At 67.9% G+C, this 17,894-nt stretch carries 13 protein-coding genes; all 13 read right to left on the reverse strand.

Translation table 11 applies throughout. The features are described 5' to 3' along the window. Positions 1-191 precede the first annotated feature (191 nt). The 13 genes from RSA25_RS05975 to uppS all read right to left on the reverse strand — a co-directional run bounded on the left by RSA25_RS05975 (position 192) and on the right by uppS (position 17,892). Positions 192-1,151 carry an acetyl-CoA carboxylase carboxyltransferase subunit alpha gene (locus RSA25_RS05975; RefSeq protein WP_332807992.1) on the reverse strand — a complete coding sequence of 320 codons (960 nt, stop codon included), beginning with the start codon at positions 1,149-1,151 and terminating at the stop codon, positions 192-194. A gap of 113 nt (positions 1,152-1,264) precedes the next feature. After that, positions 1,265-2,137: a hypothetical protein gene (locus tag RSA25_RS05980; protein WP_332807993.1), complete on the reverse strand. Its 873-nt coding sequence runs from the start codon at positions 2,135-2,137 to the stop codon at positions 1,265-1,267. A gap of 31 nt (positions 2,138-2,168) precedes the next feature. Then, positions 2,169-5,750 (reverse strand): DNA polymerase III subunit alpha, encoded by a 3,582-nt coding sequence (gene dnaE / locus RSA25_RS05985; RefSeq protein WP_332807994.1) that lies wholly within the window; start codon positions 5,748-5,750, stop codon positions 2,169-2,171. 841 nt (positions 5,751-6,591) lie between these two features. Further along, positions 6,592-7,242: a ribonuclease HII gene (locus RSA25_RS05990; protein WP_332807995.1), complete on the reverse strand. Its 651-nt coding sequence runs from the start codon at positions 7,240-7,242 to the stop codon at positions 6,592-6,594. After that, positions 7,239-8,507 (reverse strand): lipid-A-disaccharide synthase, encoded by a 1,269-nt coding sequence (lpxB, locus tag RSA25_RS05995; protein ID WP_332807996.1) that lies wholly within the window; start codon positions 8,505-8,507, stop codon positions 7,239-7,241. The genes RSA25_RS05990 and lpxB overlap by 4 nt, the downstream gene beginning before the upstream one ends. Beyond that, positions 8,504-9,295, reverse strand: coding sequence for an acyl-ACP--UDP-N-acetylglucosamine O-acyltransferase (gene lpxA / locus RSA25_RS06000; RefSeq protein WP_332807997.1), 792 nt, complete (start codon positions 9,293-9,295; stop codon positions 8,504-8,506). Before lpxA ends, lpxB begins: the two co-directional genes overlap by 4 nt. Before the next feature lie 19 nt (positions 9,296-9,314). Beyond that, complete coding sequence (fabZ, locus tag RSA25_RS06005) at positions 9,315-9,770, reverse strand: 3-hydroxyacyl-ACP dehydratase FabZ (protein ID WP_332807998.1); 456 nt, start codon at positions 9,768-9,770, stop codon at positions 9,315-9,317. Continuing rightward, positions 9,767-10,789, reverse strand: a complete 1,023-nt coding sequence (lpxD, locus tag RSA25_RS06010; RefSeq protein ID WP_332807999.1) for a UDP-3-O-(3-hydroxymyristoyl)glucosamine N-acyltransferase — start codon at positions 10,787-10,789, stop codon at positions 9,767-9,769. Before lpxD ends, fabZ begins: the two co-directional genes overlap by 4 nt. 482 nt (positions 10,790-11,271) lie before the next feature. Then, complete coding sequence (gene bamA / locus RSA25_RS06015; RefSeq protein ID WP_332808000.1) at positions 11,272-13,635, reverse strand: outer membrane protein assembly factor BamA; 2,364 nt, start codon at positions 13,633-13,635, stop codon at positions 11,272-11,274. A 73-nt stretch (positions 13,636-13,708) separates the two neighbouring features. Next, complete coding sequence (gene rseP, locus RSA25_RS06020) at positions 13,709-15,067, reverse strand: RIP metalloprotease RseP (RefSeq protein ID WP_332808001.1); 1,359 nt, start codon at positions 15,065-15,067, stop codon at positions 13,709-13,711. Between the two features lie 34 nt (positions 15,068-15,101). Continuing rightward, complete coding sequence (locus tag RSA25_RS06025) at positions 15,102-16,292, reverse strand: 1-deoxy-D-xylulose-5-phosphate reductoisomerase (protein ID WP_332808002.1); 1,191 nt, start codon at positions 16,290-16,292, stop codon at positions 15,102-15,104. 2 nt (positions 16,293-16,294) lie between these two features. Beyond that, on the reverse strand, positions 16,295-17,125 hold the full coding sequence (locus RSA25_RS06030) for a phosphatidate cytidylyltransferase (protein ID WP_332808003.1): 831 nt from the start codon (positions 17,123-17,125) through the stop codon (positions 16,295-16,297). Then, positions 17,122-17,892 carry a polyprenyl diphosphate synthase gene (gene uppS / locus RSA25_RS06035; protein ID WP_332808004.1) on the reverse strand — a complete coding sequence of 257 codons (771 nt, stop codon included), beginning with the start codon at positions 17,890-17,892 and terminating at the stop codon, positions 17,122-17,124. The genes RSA25_RS06030 and uppS overlap by 4 nt, the downstream gene beginning before the upstream one ends. Positions 17,893-17,894: the final 2 nt, after the last annotated feature.

Here is a 17,894-nt window from a genome sequence, read left to right on the forward strand (position 1 = left end):
ACGGGTGGGGGTGCGGGACCGTCATACGCCATGGATGGCGTATGTCGAGCTTACATGGACGTACTTGCAGCGTGTCCCGCACCCCCGCCCGTACCCGCCCCACGCGACAAGGCATGCACGCGCGTGCTTCAGCAAGGCCTTACCCCGCAGATGGGCGAAGAACCATTAAAAAGCAGGGCGCGCGCGCCGGTTCAGACGGTTTCGTAGGTGCCGTAGCTGCGCAGGCGCTCGTAGCGGCGGGCCAGCAGGTCGTCCACCGACAGCTTCTGCAGTTCGTCCAGCTCGTTGAGCAGCACGGCCTTCAGGCGCTTGCCCATCTGGTTGGGGTTGCGGTGGGCGCCGCCGGTAGGCTCGCGCACCACCTTGTCGATCAGGCCCAGGCTCTTCAGGCGCGGGGCGGTCATGCCCAGCTGCTCGGCCGCGTCCTTGGCCTTGCCGGCGTCCTTCCACAGGATCGAGGCGCAGCCTTCCGGGCTGATGGTCGAGTACACGCTGTACTCCAGCATCACGGTGCGGTCGCCCACACCCAGTGCCAGTGCGCCACCCGAACCGCCTTCACCGATCACCGTGCAGACCACCGGCACCTTCAGTTCGGCCATTTCCATCAGGTTGCGTGCGATCGCTTCGGACTGGCCGCGCGATTCGGCGTCGATGCCCGGCCAGGCGCCGGCGGTGTCGATCAGGGTCAGCACCGGCAGGCCGAAGCGCTCGGCCATCTTCATCAGGCGCAGCGCCTTGCGGTAGCCCTCCGGCTTGGGCATGCCGAAGTTGCGCTTGATCTTTTCCTTGGTGTCGCGGCCCTTCTGGTGGCCGATCAGCATGACCGCGCGGCCACCGATGCGGGCCAGCCCGCCCATGATCGCCTTGTCGTCGGCGAAGGCGCGGTCGCCGGCCAGTTCCTGGAACTCATCGCAGAAGATGCGGATGTAGTCGGCGGTGTACGGACGCGAGGGATGCCGGGCCAGCTGCAGCACCTGCCAGGAGGTCAGGTTGCGGAAGATCTGCGCCGTGCGCACCCGCAGCTTGTCCTGCAGGGCATGCACCTCGGCCTCGACATTGACCGCAGGGCCGGCGCTGGCGCTGCGCAGTTCCTGGATCTTCGCTTCCAGATCAGCGATGGGTTGCTCGAAGTCGAGGTAGTTCGGATTCATCGGAAGCCGTCGTGAAGAAAAGAGGGAAAGTGTAGCCGAATGCGCCGAAAAGCCCCGTACGCCGTCGTCTGGAAACCGACGGTAGCGCAGCGGGGCAGGGCATGCCAGTCAGCTCAGGGGACCACAAGCGCGGCGCTGCCCATGAGCTGGCCGCGGGTGAGCACGAAGGTGTTGTAGGCCTCGTTGGCCGCCACCGGCAGGCTGGCGCCCAGGGTGGCGGTGGCCGCGGTGAAGGCCATCTGGGCCTGGAAGGCCTCCTGCTGGAGCTGCAGCTGGGCGTCGGCGCTGGTGGCCTTGAGGTAGCGGGCGTAGATCTGGCGCAGCGGGGCGGCATGCGCCTCGAAGGCCGGGTCCAGCGCCGGCAGCGCGGCAGGGGCGGGTTCCAGCGCGTAGACCGGCGCCTGGTAGCCCGCCGGCTGCTGGCGCCGGTAGGCCCCCGGTTCGCCCTGGCTGGCCTCCACATAGGCGATGAAGTCCGGGGCGGTGAAGATCTTGGTGCTGATGCGCCCGCCGGTCTCGTCCACGTGCGCCACGGTCTGCTCGTCCGGGAACGGCTCGCGCACGCCGAAGGTCCAGGCCTGGTCGATGAACAGCGCATGGGTGGTGCGGTAGGGGCCGTCGAAGCCGACCCCGCCCAGTTCGATGTGGTGGTTGGGCGTGCCGAAGTGCTTGAGCTTGTCGGCGTCGGTGACGTAGATCTCGCTGGCGATCACGTACTCGGCCAGCGTCGGATTGATCAGCCCCCCCTTGCCGCGGGCGTAGACGATGAAGCGCACATCGCCCAGGGCCGGGGTCTGCAGGTGGTGCTCGCCCGGCTTGAGCTTGACCGGGCGCGAGGCATGGGCGGCGATCGGCAGCTCGTTGCCGTCGATGCGCAGGGTCAGCGGCACATCGCCGGGATTGTCGATCTCGAAGGTCTGGGACGGGCTGGAACAGCCGGCGACGGCAACGGCTGCAAGCAGCAGCACGGCAAAACGCTTGATCAAAACATGGGTCCTGTAACGGGGATGGCGCGGATCAATTGGCCCAGGGCGGGCTGTAGCGCACCTTCAAGGTACGCACGGCAGGGTCGGCGCGCAGCGCATCGACCAGGTGGCTGTCCACGCGCACGGCGGTGTCGCCGGCCACGTCGAGCATGCCGGCCACCGGGCCCGGTTCGGCCCCCAGCAGCAGGTCCAGCCGCAGGGGCGTGCGGCCGGGGCGGTGGCGGTCCAGCAGCGCGTTGATGCGTTGCCATACCGGGTCGCCCTGGCGCAGGTCCAGGCGCAGCGACAGGCGGGTGGCGTAGTTGGCGCACACCTCGTCGTAGTCCCAGCACTGGCGGATGCGCAGCGCGTAGCCGCCGTTGAATTCGTCTTCGCGCAGGCCGCCCTTGACGATCAGGATGCGGTCCTTGGTCATCAGGTGGCCGAACTCGGCCAGGCCATCGGTGAAGGCACTGCACTCCACGCGGCCCTTGCTGTCTTCCAGTTGCATGAAGACCTGGCTTTCGCCCTTGCGCCGCACGCCCACCACCTGGCCGGCGAGGATCACCGGGGTCTCCTGGCGCCACGCGCGCTTCTCGCCGTCCTTGCTGGGGCGGGCCGGGGGAATCAGCTTCTCCAGCATGCCCAGGTCGGTACCGACCAGGTCCTTGACGTCATCGGCGTAGGGGTCGAACGGATGGCCGCTGAGGTAGAAGCCCAGGGTGTCGCGCTCACCGTCCAGCAACTGGCCCAGCGCCCATTCCTTGGCTTCCGGCAGGTCCAGCTGCATCGCGGTGGCCTGCGGGCTGGGCGCGCCGAACAGCGAGTTCTGCCCGGAGGCCTTCTCGCGGGTGATCTGGTCGGTCGCCTTGAGCACTTCGGGCAGCTGCAGCATCAACGAGGCGCGGTTCTTGCCCAGCCCGTCCATGGCGCCGCAGTTGATCATCGCCTCCAGCGTGCGCCGGTTGAGCTTGCCCGACTCGGCCCGCATGCAGAAATCCAGCAGCGATTCGTAGCGGCCGCCGCGCAGGCGCTCGTCCACGACCGCTTCGCAGGCGCCCTGGCCGACGCCCTTGATCGCGCCCAGGCCGTACTGGATGGTGTCCGGGCTGGACGCCTCGAACATGTACGCCGACTCGTTGACGCGCGGCGGCAGCACGGTCAGCCCCAGGTTGCGCACCTCGGCCAGGAAGCCGACCACCTTGTCGGTGTTGTCCATGTCCGAGGACAGCGTGGCCGCCATGAACTCGGCCGGATAATGGCGCTTGAGCCAGGCGGTCTGGTAGCTGACCAGCGCGTAGGCGGCGGCGTGGGACTTGTTGAAGCCATAGCCGGCGAACTTTTCCATCAGGTCGAAGATGGCGTCGGCCTTGGCCTCGTTCACCCCGTCCTTGGCTGCGCCTTCGCGGAAGATTTCGCGGTGCTTGGCCATTTCGGCCGGCACCTTCTTGCCCATCGCGCGGCGCAGCAGGTCGGCGCCGCCCAGCGAGTAGCCGCCGACGATCTGCGCCATCTGCATCACCTGCTCCTGGTACACCATGATGCCGTAGGTGTCCTTGAGGATGGCTTCGGTGCGCGGATCGGGGTAGATGATTTCTTCCTGGCCGTGCTTACGCGCGTTGAAGGAGGGAATCAGGTCCATCGGGCCGGGGCGGTACAGCGACACCAGCGCGATCAGGTCTTCGAAACGGTCGGGGCGCGCGTCCTTCAGCAGGCGGCGCATGCCCGAGGATTCGAACTGGAACACCGCGCCGGTGTTGCCGTTGGCGAAGATGTCCTTGTAAGTGGGGGCATCGTCGAGCGGCAGCGCGGTGATGTCCACCGGCGGGATGCCGGCGCGCGCATGGCGCTTGTTGATCGCCTTGACCGCCCAGTCGATGATCGTGAGCGTGCGCAGGCCGAGGAAGTCGAACTTGACCAGGCCGATCTCTTCGACGTCGTTCTTGTCGAACTGGGTGACCGGGTTGCGGCCTCGGCCGCCTTCGTCGTGTTCGGCGAACAGCGGGCAGAACTCGGCCAGCGGCTCGGGTGCGATCACCACGCCACCGGCATGCTTGCCGGCGTTGCGGGTGAGGTCTTCGAGCTGGCGCGCCAGGTCGATCAGGTCGCGGACATCGTCTTCGTTCTGGTAGCGCTGGATCAGCTCCGGCGAGGCCATCTCCGATTCCTTGCCTTCGCCCATCGCATCCTTGAGCGAGATGCCCAGGATGTTGGGGATCAGCTTGGAAACACCATCGACCAGGCCATAGGGGAAGCCGAGCACGCGCCCGGAATCGCGGACCACCGCCTTGGCGGCCATGGTGCCGTAGGTGATGATCTGGCTGACGCGTTCGCGGCCGTACTTGCGCGCGACGTAGTCGATGACCTCGTCGCGGCGGTCCATGCAGAAGTCGATGTCGAAGTCGGGCATCGACACGCGTTCGGGGTTGAGGAACCGCTCGAACAGCAGGTTGTAGGGGATCGGGTCCAGGTCGGTGATCTGCAGCGCCCAGGCCACCAGCGAGCCGGCACCGGAACCGCGCCCGGGGCCGATCGGAATGCCCTGGTTCTTGCCCCACTGGATGAAGTCGGCCACGATCAGGAAGTAGCCGGGGAAGCCCATCTTGATGATGGTGGCCAGCTCGAACTCGAGCCGGTCCACGTAATCCTGGCGGGTCTTGCCCTCGGCCAGCGGGTTCTTCTCCAGGCGCGCGTCCAGGCCCTTGCGCGCTTCGCTGCAGATCCAGCTGTCGAGCGTTTCGTTGTCCGGCACCGGGTAGTCGGGCAGGAAGTAGGTGCCCAGCCGCATTTCCATGTTGCAGCGTTCGGCCAGCGCGAGCGTGTTGTCGATCGCATCGGGGATGTCGGCAAACAGCGCGCACATGTCCTCGGCGGACTTGAGGTACTGCTGGTCGCTGTAGTCGCGCGGGCGCTTGGGGTCGTCCAGGACGCGCCCGGAGGAAATGCAGACGCGCGCCTCATGGGCGGGGAAATCGCCGGGCTGCAGGAAGCGGACGTCGTTGCTGGCCACCACCGGCAGGCCGCGCTGGCCGGCGGCGAGCAGGGCAAACTGGTTGAAGGCTTCTTCGCCCTCGCGGCCGGTGCGGGTGAGTTCCAGATGCAGGCCATCGCCGAAGACGCGCTGCCAGTCGGCGAGCTGCTGCTCGGCCAGGTCGTGGCGGCCTTCGCCGGCGAGGCGGCCGGCGAGGCTGTCGCGGCCGGCCAGGGCAAACAGGTTGTGGCAGCCGGCCTTGAGCCACTCGGGATGCACGGCCACGCCGCCCTCGGGGCGGTGGCCTTCCATCCAGGCGCGGGTGAGCAGGCGGGAGAGGCTGAGGTAGCCCTCGCGGTCGCGGCAGAGCAGGGTCATGCGCCAGGGGGTCATGCCCTCTTCGGCGATCATGATGTCGGCGCCGGCGATGGGCTTGATGCCCACGGTTTCGGCGGCCTTGTAGAACTTGACCAGCGCGAACAGGTTGTTCAGGTCGGTGACGGCCAGCGCGGGAAGCTGGAGTTCGACGGCGCGGCTGAGCAGGTTGGCCTGCTTGGCCTTCTTCGGGTCAGCCTGATCCGGCTTCGCCGGGACACGGATAGTCGAATCCGCCAGCGAAAACTCGGTGTGGACGTGGAGATGTACGAAACGGGAAGTGGACATGCCGGACCAATGTAATGCCCGGTCAGGGTAGCGGCGCGGGCGTGGACGGACAAGGCTTGACAGGGGTGTTACGGGGGATGGGGTGGGTTGTTGGGTTCAGGTTTGGGGGCAACTGCAACTGCAACTGCAAACGCCGGTGTGCCGGTGCTGATGGGGTGGGGGCGGTGGAGGCAGGGTCGCGGGACACGCCGCAAGTACGTCCATGTAGGCTCCTTTTGCGCCATCCATGGCGCAAAACGGGTCCCGCGCCCCTACCTCCACCACCCCCCGACACAGGGCTGGTGCTCATGGGGGCAGCAGGAGCAGAAGCAGGGGCAGAAGAAGGGGCGGAAGAAGCGGCAGAAGCAGGGCGAAAGCCGGAGCGGCTTGGTCGAATGGTGAAAGAGGCGCTCCCCTTTTGGGGGGAGGAGGTAGTGCCGAGCGTTGCTCGGCACCTCAAGCAGACCCAAAATCAAAATCAAAGATCAAAACCAAACCCGATCCCGATCCCGATCAAAACTTTCCGCCACCAGCACCCCAAGGCAGCACGAAAAACCGCCTCTAAAGACCCATGCGCACCGATTAACTGTGGGAGGGGGGTACGGTTGGGTTGGCGGGACCGGTCATACGCCATGGATGGCGTATGACGAGCCTACATGGGTGAAGGCGCATTGCTTGCGAGGCACTGCCTCGCATGCGACTGAACGCACAGCCGCCAGCGGCTGGGCCGGGCCGCGGAGCGGGACTTGCGGCGTGTCCCGCCAACCCAACCGTACCGCCCTCAACCCGCAACCGCCGGCGCAAAGGCTCTGGCTTCTGCTTATGCTCCAGCTTCTGCCATGCGCAGCATAAAACCACACCCCTACCCCAAAACCCCCTCAAAACAAGCCCGCACCGGCGCAAAACTCCGCCGATGCTGCGGACAGGGGCCATGCGAACGCAACGCCGCCAAATGCGCAGGCGTCCCATAGCCCTTGTGCTGGTCAAACCCGTACTCCGGATGCTGCGCATGCAGATCCTGCATGAAACGGTCGCGGCTCACCTTGGCCAGGATCGAGGCCGCCATGATCGCCCGGTCCAGCCCGTCCCCGCCCACCAGCGCCTGCGCCGGGCAGGGCAGGCCCTTGGGCACCACGTTGCCGTCGATCCGCGCGAACTGCGCCACGTGTGCCACCCCTTCCACCGCGCGCCGCATCCCCAGCATCGTCGCCTGGTAGATGTTCAACGTATCGATCTCGCCCACCTCCACCATCACCACGTGGAAGGCCAGCGCACGATCCTGGATCCGGTCGAACAACTGGTCGCGCCGCGCCGCCGTCAACTGCTTGGAGTCGTCCAGGCCGTTCAGCCGTGGCCGGTCCGGGCAGAACACCACCGCCGCCACCGCCACCGGCCCGGCCAGCGGGCCGCGCCCGGCTTCGTCCACCCCGGCCACGTAACGCGGTGCCACCGTGGCCAGCGCCGCGCCGTCGAACAGCGCCATCGACGCTGCCGCGGCATGCCGACGGCTCATGCCGCCGCCTTGCGCGCCAGCAGGTCGGCCACCGCGTCGGCCGCGCGCGCCGAGGCGTCCTGGCGCAGCTGCAGGTGCAGCCGCTGGTAGGTGTCCTGCAGGTCGATCGCCCGTTGCGGGTGGTCGAACCACTGCAGGATCGCCGCGGCCAGCTTGTCGGGAATGCAGTCGTGCTGGATCAGCTCCGGCGCCAGGTCCTTGCCCGCCAGGATGTTCGGCAGCGCGAACCGGTCCACCTTGATCAGCCCCAGCGCCTTCACGATCCGGTAGGTCAGCTCGGCCACCCGATAGCCCACCACCATCGGTCGCTTCACCAGCATCGTCTCCAGCGTCGCCGTGCCCGAGGCCAGCACCACCACGTCGGCGGCAATCATCGCGGTGCGCGCGTCGCCATCGAGCAGGTGCGAATAGGCCACCGGCAGTGCCGAGCGTGACAGCTGCTCGCTGATCAACTGGCGGCAGGCCGGGTTGGCCGCCGGTACCACCACGTGCAGCCCCGGGATGCGCTCGGATACCTGCCAGGCCGCCTCGAAGAAGGCCTCGCCCAGCTTGCCGATCTCGCCCAGGCGGCTGCCCGGCAGCACTGCCAGCACCTTGGCGTTGGACGGCAGGCCCAGGGCCATGCGCGCCTGCTCGCGGTCGCTGTGCAGCGGGATATCGTCGGCCATCGGATGCCCGACAAAGCGCGCATCGATGCCGTGCCGCGCGTAGATCGGCGGCTCCATCGGGAACAGGCACAGCACCAGGTCGGCGCTGGCCCCGATCTTCTCGGCGCGTTTCTCGCGCCAGGCCCACACCGACGGGCTCACGTAATGCACCGTGGTGATGCCGCGCTCCTTCAGCCAGCGCTCCACGCCCAGGTTGAAGTCCGGCGCATCAATGCCGATGAACACATCCGGTTCCCAGGCCAGCGCCCGCGTGCGGAACTCGCCGCGCAGCTTCAGCAGCCGCGGCAGGTGGCGCAGGATCTCGGTCAGGCCCATCACCGCCAGCTCGCTGGCGTCGAACCAGGTCTGGCAGCCGGCGCTGCGCATCGCATCGCCACCGATGCCGGCGAACTCCGCGTTCGGGAAGCGCGCCTTGAGCTCGCGCACCAGGCCTGCGCCCAGCAGGTCGCCGGACGCTTCGCCGGCGACCAGTGCGATCCGCACCGGTCGATCCGAGGCGTGGACCATGGGCAGGGCGTCGACCACGTCCAGGACCGACGCCAGTTCGATGATGTCGGCGCTGTTGCCCACTGGCAGGTGCCCGCCCGGTCCCGTCATCGCAGCAGCGGCCGCTCGGCGTGCTCGATGAAGTCCAGCAGGTCCTTCACATCGGCACTGTGCTGGGCCTGTTCGGCGAGCTGCAGCTTGGCTTCGGCCAACGGCAGGCCGGCCACGTACAGGGTGCGGTAGGCGCGCTTGATGCTGGCGATGCGCTCGGCGTCGAAACCACGGCGCTTGAGTCCCTCGCTGTTGATCCCGCGCGGGCGGCCCAGCGAATCGCTGCCGACCATGGTGAACGGCGGCACGTCGCCGTTGGTCAGCGCGCCCATGCCCAGGAAGGCATGCGCGCCGATGCGGCAGAACTGGTGCGCCCCGGCGAAGCCGCTGATGATCACGTAGTCGCCCACGGTCACGTGGCCGGCCAGGGTGGTGTTGTTGGAGAACACGCACAGGTTGCCGACATGGCAGTCGTGCGCCACGTGGGTGTAGGCCAGCATCCAGTTGCCATTGCCCACGGTGGTGATGCCGCCGCCGCCGACCGTGCCGCGGTTGATGGTGACGAACTCGCGGATGACGTTGTCATCGCCCATCACCAGCTCGGTGCGCTCGCCGTTGTACTTCTTGTCCTGCGGCTCGCCGCCGATCGCGGCGTGGCCGATGAAGCGGTTGTTGCGGCCGATCCGGGCCGGGCCCTGGATCGAGCAGTGCGGGCCCACTTCGGTGCCGGCGCCGATCTCGACATCGGCACCGATCAGGCAGAACGCACCGACGCGCACATCCGCAGCCAGTCTCGCCGACGGATCGATGACCGCGGTGGGGTGGATGAGAGGGGCGTTGTCGCTCATTGCAGGTCTCCTGCCTGGGTCATTCGCGGGTGCCGGCGCACAGTACTTCGGCGCAGGCGACCACTTCGCCGTCCACCTTGGCCACGCAGTCATAGACGGCCATGTTGCGGATCACGCGCTTGATCTCCACGTGCATTTCCAGCACGTCGCCAGGCACCACCTGCTTGGTGAAGCGGGCCTTGTCCACCTTGACCATGTAGAACAGCTTGGACTGCGCATCCCGGCCCAGGGTGAGCTGGGTGAGTACGCCGCCGGCCTGGGCCATGGCTTCGATGATCAGCACGCCGGGCATGATCGGCTGGCTGGGGAAGTGGCCCTGGAAGAACGGTTCGTTGATGCTGACGTTCTTGGTGGCGATGATGGTGCGCTTCTCGTAATCGATCGCGACGACCTTGTCGACCAGCAGGAACGGGTAGCGGTGGGGGATCAGTGCCTGGATCTGGGTGATGTCAGGCAGCTTGCGGTCGTGGCTCATTCCTTCTCCTTGCTCACAGACAGGATGCGACGGGCCAGGGCATCGAGCTGCTTGAAGCGCGCGGCGTTCTTGCGCCACGTGCGGTTGTCGGTCAACGGGGTACCGGACGAATACTCGCCCGGCTCATGGATGGAGTTGCGCACCACCGACTTGCCGGTGATGACGACCTTGTCGCAGATTTCCAGGTGGCCCACCACGCCGACCGCGCCGCCGAGCAGGCAGTAGCGGCCGATCTTGGCGCTGCCGGCGATGCCGGTGCAGCCGGCGATGGCCGAATGGGCGCCGATCTGGACGTTGTGGGCGATCTGCACCAGGTTGTCCAGGCGCACATCGTTGTCCAGCACGGTGTCTTCCAGCGCGCCGCGGTCCACGCAGGTGTTGGCGCCGATCTCGCAGTCATCGCCGATGCGCACGCCGCCGAGCTGGGGCACCTTGATCCAGTGGCCGGCGTCCATCGCCAGGCCGAAGCCATCGGCGCCGAGCACCGCGCCGGGATGGATGCGCACGCGCTTGCCGAGCCGGACGCGGGTTACCAGGGTGACCCGGGCGATCAGTTCGCAGCCGGTATCCAGGTGGCAGTCTTCGCCGATGATGCTGCCGGTGCCGACGATGCAGTTCTCGCCGACCACGCTGCGCGCACCGATGCTGACGAACGGCCCGATATGGGCGCTGGCGGCGACCTGGGCCTGCGGGTCGATGACCGCGCTGGGGTGGATGCCCGGCGCGCGCGTGGGCGCGATGTCGAACAGGGCGGCGATCTTGGCGAAGGTGGTGTAGGGGTCGCGGGCGATCAGCGCGGTGCCGGGCGCCGCGTCGGCGTCCTCGGCACGCAGTACCACGATCCCGGCCTGGCTGTCGGCCAGCTGGGCGCGGTAGCGCGGATTGGCCAGGAAGGTGAGCTGGCCGGGGCCGGCATGGGCGAGCGTGGCCACGCCACCGATGGCGGTGTCGGCCTGGCCATGGACCTGCAGGCCAAACTGCTCGGCGAGTTGCTGGGCGGTGTAGGTAGGAGTATTCACGGCGGGAGTTTACCGTGTGGCGGCGATCCGGTCATGCGGGATGGGGGCTTGCCTGCCTGCGGGCTATCGGCTTCTGCCCAGACAGTGGGGCGCAAGCGCGGCGGCAGTGCCGGCCGCTGGCCGGCTGCACGCGGTGAGTGTTGGGCCGTGGCGCCCCACCGGCGGCGCCCCTCTCGGGGGGTGGGGGGGGCGTCGCCGCCCACGGGGCGCCCCGGGACTGGGTGGGGGGGGGGCCGGGGGGGGGCCCCGCCCCGCGGCCGGCACTACCGCTGTCAGGCGGATCGGCCACGCCCGCGTAACGTCGGCCGCTGGCCGGCAGTAGCCCGTGCCCCAGCAACGAAAACGCCGGGCAAAGCCCGGCGTCTCGTAGTGCCTCTGGTGGAGAGCCCCCCTTTGTCAAGGGGGCGGGCCGACAGGCACGGGGATAGGAAGCAGTGCGGGGCCCAAGATCTGCTACGCAGACCTTGGGTTACCTTCGTCGGTCAGAACTGACCGCCGAAGGTAAACTGCAGGCGCTCGATCTCATCGCCATCTTCCTTCTTCAGCGGGAAGGCATAGCTGATCGAGATCGGGCCGACCGGGGCGCGCCAGAGCAGGGCCACACCGGTGGACACGCGCAGCTCGTTGGCCTTGAAGTTGTCCACGCCGGTGTAGACGTTGCCGAAGTCGACGAAGGCCGAGATACGGGCCGACGGGCTGTCGAACAGGCGCGGGAAGTAGGCTTCCACCGAGCCGACCGTCTTCAGCGAGCCACCGAGCGGCTGGCCGTTTGGATAGCCCTGGGTCACTTCGCGCGGACCGAGGGTGTTGTCCTCGAAACCACGCACCGAGTTGGTGCCGCCGGCGTAGAAGTTCTCATAGAACGGCAGTCCCGAGGCGGTCACCACGCGGGTGGTGCCGTCCGGCTCGGTGATCACGGCGGACATGTCCTTGCCGTAGCTGTCGCCGTAGCCGACTTCGGCACGGGTGTTGATGACCAGCGACGGGATGATCGGCCAGTACTTGGAGAACTGGTAGTTCAGCTTGTAGTACTCGACCGTCGAACCCGGCAACGTGGTTTCCAGGCCGACGCGCTGGTAGGTACCGCGGGTCGGCATGAAGTAGTCGTTGCGGGTGTCGCGTGCCCAGCCCAGCTCGCTGCGCCAGGAATGGAACGTCTTGCGACCCACGGCATTGATGTAGTCGATGATCGACTGCGGCGTGGAACCCGGGTACGTGGTGATCTGGTTGCTGTCGATGCCGAACATCAACGAGACGGTGTCGTTCTCGGTGATCGGCACGCCGAACACCACCTGGGCGGCACCGTTGGTGCTGTTGTACTGGGCGGTGTTGAAGTCGGAGTAATCCAGTTCGCGCCAGGACAGGTTGTAGCCCAGCGAGACGCCGTCATCGGTGAAGTACGGGTTGGTGTAGCTGAAGCCGTAGCGCTGCAGGTAGCTGCTGCGCGAGGCTTCCACCGACACGCGGTTGCCGCCGCCGAGGAAGTTGTTCTGCGACAGCTGCACCGAGGTGGTCATGCCGTAGGACTGCGAATAACCCAGGCCGAACACGAAGCTGCCCGAAGTGGTTTCCTTGACGTTGTAGACCACGTCCACCTGGTCGTTGCTGCCGGTGACCGGCGGCGTTTCCACGTCCACCGATTCGAAGTAGCCCAGGCGCTGCAGGCGGATCTTGGAGCGGTCGATCGCGGCCTGGGAGTACCAGCTGTTCTCGAACTGGCGCATTTCACGACGCAGCACTTCGTCGGAGGTGCGGGTGTTGCCCTTGAAGGTGATGCGGCGGACCGACACGCGCGGGCCGGGCACGACCTGCATGTTGATCGCCACGGTCTGCTCGGCGCGGTTGCTGGTCGGGATCGGGTTCACCTTGGCGAAGGCATAGCCGATGTTGGACAGCGAGTTGGTGATCGCATCCGAACTGAATTCCAGCAGCGCCCGCGAGAAGGTGTCGCCGGACTTCTGGATCACCATGCGCTCGACATCTTCCTGCGGCAGGATGGTGTCGCCGGTGACCTTGATGTCGGAAATCTTGTACTGCTCACCCTCGGTCACGCCGGCGGTGATGAACATGTCGCGCTTGTCGGGGCTGATCGAGACCTGGGTGGAATCGATGCTGAAGTCCACGTAGCCGCGGTCCAGGTACCAGGAGTTGAGCTTTTCCAGGTCGCCGGACAGCTTTTCCTTGGAGTACTGGTCATCGCGGCGATACCACGAGGCCCAGTTGTGCTCCTTGGATTCCCACGTCTCCAGGATGGTTTCGGCCGGGTACTTCTCGGTGCCCACCAGGTTGACGTGCTGGATCTTGGCGGCCTTGCCTTCCTTGATCGCGATGGTGATGTCCACGCGATTGCGGTCCAGCGGGCTCACCGTCGGGGTGATGTCGACGTTGTACTTGCCACGGTCGTTGTACTGGCGGCGAAGCTCCTGGGTGACGCGGTCCAGGCTCAGGCGATCGAAGGTGCCGCCCTCGGTCAGGCCGATGTCGCTCAGGCCCTTGAGGAGCTGGTCGCTCTTGATGTCCTTGTTGCCGGTGACGGTCAACTTGTTGATCGCCGGGCGCTCCTTGACCGTGACCACCAGGATGTCGCCCTGGCGGGCCACCTGCACGTCTTCGAAGAAGCCGGTCTTGTACAGCGCACGGATGCTCTCACCGACCTTGTTGTCGGTCAGGGTGTCGCCACGTTCCACCGGCAGGTAGGTGAACACGGTACCGGAGGTGATGCGCTGCAGACCATCGACACGGATGTCGCTGACGGTGAAGGGCTCGGCTGCCTGGGCCAGGGCGGGCGCGCCGAAACCGGCGGCGAGTGCGAGGGCAAGCAGGCGGCGATTGGGGAGTCGCGTCATGTCACGTCCGGTTGGAGTCGAATGCAATGTTGCGGGATGCCGGCGCATAAGACGACGACAAAAGGGAAAAAGTTCATCGCAGCGGCAGGCTGAGGATGTCGTTGTAGAACGCCAATCCCATCAGCCCGGCCAGCAGCGCCAGGCCCACGTACTGCCCGGCGGCCATGGCACGCTCGCTCAGCGGGCTGCCCTTGACCAACTCAATAAGGTAATACAGCAGGTGCCCGCCGTCCAAGATGGGGATGGGCAGCAGGTTGATGATGCACAGGCTCAGCGAGAGCAGGGCCAGGAAAAACAGGAACCAGTCCAGCCCGCGCTGGGCCGAGACATTGGCCACCCGGGCGATGGTGACCGGCCCGGAAATGTTCTGCAGCGAGGCGTTGCCGGTCACGATGCGGCGCATCATGCCCAGCGAATCGCCGGCCATCCGCGCCGTTTCGCGCAGGGCCACCGGCAGCGCGGCCAGCGGGCCGTACTGCAGCTTGGCGTCGTAGGCCGGGGCGGCGGACTCGGCAAAGCCGATGCCGATCTGCCAGGCGGGCTGGCCGTGGCCGTCCTTGCCCTGGCGCGGGGTGATCTCCAGCGCCAGGCGCTCGCCGTCGCGCAGGACCTCGATCATGCCCGGGCCGCCGCGCTTGCCCAGCGCATGGATCTGCGTGAAGACCTGGTCGGCCGCGTCGATGCGTTGCCCGTCCACGGCCACGATCAGGTCGCCGGGCAGCATCACGCCCTGGGCCGGGGCATCGGGGACCACCTTGTCCACCTTGGCCGGCTGCAGCCGGTACTGCCAGGTGAGCCCGGCCAGTGCCGGCACCTGGCGCTCGTCGAAGCCGGGCGGCAGCTGGGACAGCGGCAGCACGCGGGTCTGCGCGCGGTCCTGGGCGTCGAGCACCTCGAGTCGGGCGTCGTGGCGGTCCATGGCGGCGGTGGTCAGGGCCATGGCCGCCTCGCCGGCGGTGGCCACGCTGCGCGCGTCGATGCCGACCACGCGGTCGCCGCCCTGCAGGCCGGCGCTCTGGGCCATGCCGCTGGTGCGGCCGATGGTGGCCGAGTAATCCTGCTTGCCCAGCACGAACATCGCCCACAGCAGGGCGATGCAGAGCAGCAGGTTGGCGATCGGGCCGGCGGCGACGATGGCGATGCGCTGCCACACGGTCTTGTGGTTGAAGGCCTGGCCGCGCTCGTGCGGGTGCACCTCCACCTCGCGCTCGTCGAGCATCTTCACATAGCCGCCGAGCGGGATCGCGGCGATGGCGAACTCGGTGCCCTCGCGGTTGCGGCGCATCAGCAGCGGCCGGCCGAAGCCGACCGAGAAGCGCAGCACCTTCACCCCACAGCGGCGGGCCACCCAGTAGTGGCCAAACTCATGGAAGGTCACCAGCACGCCGAGGCTGACGATCATCCACCAGACGGATCCGATGAACTCACCCATGGGCAACGGCGCTGGAGGAGGGCGGGAAGGGCATTCAGGCGGCGTCGATGGCGGTTTGGGTGATCAGGCGGGCGCGCTGGTCGGCGGCCAGCAGGACCTCCAGTGTATCGGCGGACGCCACCGACAGTGTTGCCAGAGCGTTAGCGACCAGGGCGGGAATGGCAAGGAAAGCGATCCTTCCCTGAAGAAACGCTGAAACGGCCACTTCGTTGGCGGCGTTGAGGATGGCCGGGGCGGTGCCGCCGGCGGCCATTGCCTCCCAGGCCAGCGCCAGGCAGGGGAAGGCCTCGGTGTCCGGTGCCTCGAAATCCAGCCGGCCCTGGGCCAGCAGGTCCAGCCCACCGACCCCCGCGTCGATCCGCTGCGGCCAGCCCAGGCCCACGGCCAGGGTGGTGCGCATGTCCGGCAGGCCCAGCTGGGCCAGGGTGGAACCGTCGATGAACTCGACCAGCGAGTGGACCAGGCTCTGCGGGTGGACCAGCACCTCGATGCGCTCGCCGGGCACGCTGAACAGGTGGTGCGCCTCGATGACTTCCAGGCCTTTGTTCATCAACGTCGCCGAATCGACCGAGATCTTCGGCCCCATCGACCACTTCGGGTGCGCCACGGCCTGGGCCGGGGTGACCTCGGCCAGCGCGTCGCGGCCGCGGCCGCGGAACGGCCCGCCGGAGGCGGTGAGCAGGATCCGGCGCACGCCGGCCCCCTCCAGGCTGGCATCGCGCGAGCGCAGGCACTGGAAGATGGCGCTGTGTTCGCTGTCGATCGGGATGATCTCGGCGCCGCCCACGGCGGCCTGGCGCATCAGCAGCTCACCGGCCAGCACCAGCGATTCCTTGTTGGCCAGCAGGATGCGCTTGCCGGCGGCGGCGGCGGCCAGGGTGGAAGACAGCCCGGCGGCGCCGACGATGGCCGCCACCAGGGTGTCGCACTCGGCGCTCGCGGCCAGCTGGTCCAGCGCCTCGGCACCGGCATGGGCCTGGGTGGGCAGGCCGGCATCACGCAGGCCGTCGCGCAGGGCGGCGTGCAGCGACGGGTCGGCGATCACCGCATGCGCGGGGCGATGGGTGGCGCACAGCGCGACCAGCGCCTGCACCTGGCGGCCGGCGGCCAGCACGCTGACCTGGTAGCGCTGCGGGTGGCGCGCGATCACGTCCAGCGCCGATGCGCCGATCGAGCCGGTCGCGCCGAACACGGCGACCCGGCGGGGAGCGTTCACGGCATCCATGTTCAGAATCCGAAGATTTCCTTGCCCAGCGCGAACACCGGCAAGGCGGCCAACACGCCATCGATGCGGTCCAGCACGCCGCCATGGCCGGGAATGATGTGGCCGGAGTCCTTGGCGCCGGCGTGGCGCTTGATCAGGCTCTCGTACAGGTCGCCCAGCACCGAGGCGAACACGGTGACCACGGCGGTGACCACCAGCCCGACCACGTGGCCGCTGTCGATGCCGGCCAGCCAGCCCAGGCACAGCGCCACCACCAGGCCGGCGACCATGCCGCCGCCCAGGCCTTCCCAGGTCTTGTTGGGGCTGATCCGCGGCGCCAGCTTGGTGCGGCCGAAGGTGCGGCCGGCGAAATAGGCGCCGGAGTCCGCGGCCCAGACCACCATCAGCGCGGTCAGCAGCCACAGGTGGCCGTTGCCGGACTCGCCACCGGCGTGGATGAGTACCAGCGAGGCCCAGGCCGGGACGATCGCCAGGGTGCCGGCCAGCAGCTTGAGCGCGCGCGCCGGGCTGCTCGGGCTGGCCCCGAAGGTGAAGAAGCGCAGCCACAGCAGGGCCATCAGCCACCAGCCGATGCCCACCAGCGCGGCGATCTGGTACAGCACCAGCGAACCGTCGCCGGCCCACACCATCAGCACCATCAGCAGCAGGTTCAGCACCAGCAGCACGGTGCGGGCCAGGGTGTCGTCCACGTCGGCCAGCTTCAGCCATTCCCACAGGCCGATCAGGAACACCGCCGCGGCGGCGGCGGCCAGCCACTGGGTCGGCAGCAGCAGAATGGCCGCGATGGCGACCGGCGCCATGATCAGCGCGGCGATGACTCGGGTTTTGGTCATGGGGAGGTGGTCTCGGTGGCCAGGGCGGCGATCTGGGCGCTGGTCAGGCCGAAGCGGCGCTCACGGGCCGCATAGGCGTCCAGCGCCTGCTGCAGGACGGCGGCGTCGAACTCGGGCCACAGCACGTCGGTGAACCACAGTTCGGTATAGGCCAGCTGCCACAGCAGGAAATTGCTGATGCGGGTGTCGCCGCCGGTGCGGATGAACAGGTCCGGCGGCGGCAGGTCGGCCAGGGCGACCCGGCTGGACAGCATCGCTTCGTCGATCTGTTCGGGCAGCAGGCGGCCGGCGGCCACTTCAGCAGCCAGGTCGCGCGCGGCGCGGGCGATGTCCTGGCGGCCGCCGTAGCTGGCGGCGATGCTCAGGGTCATGGCCTGGTTGTCGGCGGTGCGCTGTTCGGCCAGTTGCATGCGGCTGACCAGCCCGGCGCCGAAGCGCTCGCGCTCGCCGATGAAGCGCACGCGCACGCCCCGCCGATGCAGCTCGTCCACTTCGCGGTCCAGCGCGTTGAGGAACAGCTTCATCAGCGCATCCACCTCGTCCTGCGGCCGGCCCCAGTTTTCGCTGGAGAAGGCGAACAGGGTGAGCGCGGCAACGCCGCGTTCCAGGCAGAAATCGATGGTGCGATTGACCGCGCGCGCGCCGGCCCGGTGGCCGATCACGCGCGGGCGGCGGCGCTTCTGCGCCCAGCGTCCGTTGCCATCCATGATGATGGCAACGTGGCGCGGGATCGCCGCATCGGCGCGGGGAGTCGGGGCCTGGGACATGG

Source organism: Stenotrophomonas sp. (assembly GCF_036662295.1).
In the GTDB taxonomy this organism is placed as follows: domain Bacteria; phylum Pseudomonadota; class Gammaproteobacteria; order Xanthomonadales; family Xanthomonadaceae; genus Stenotrophomonas.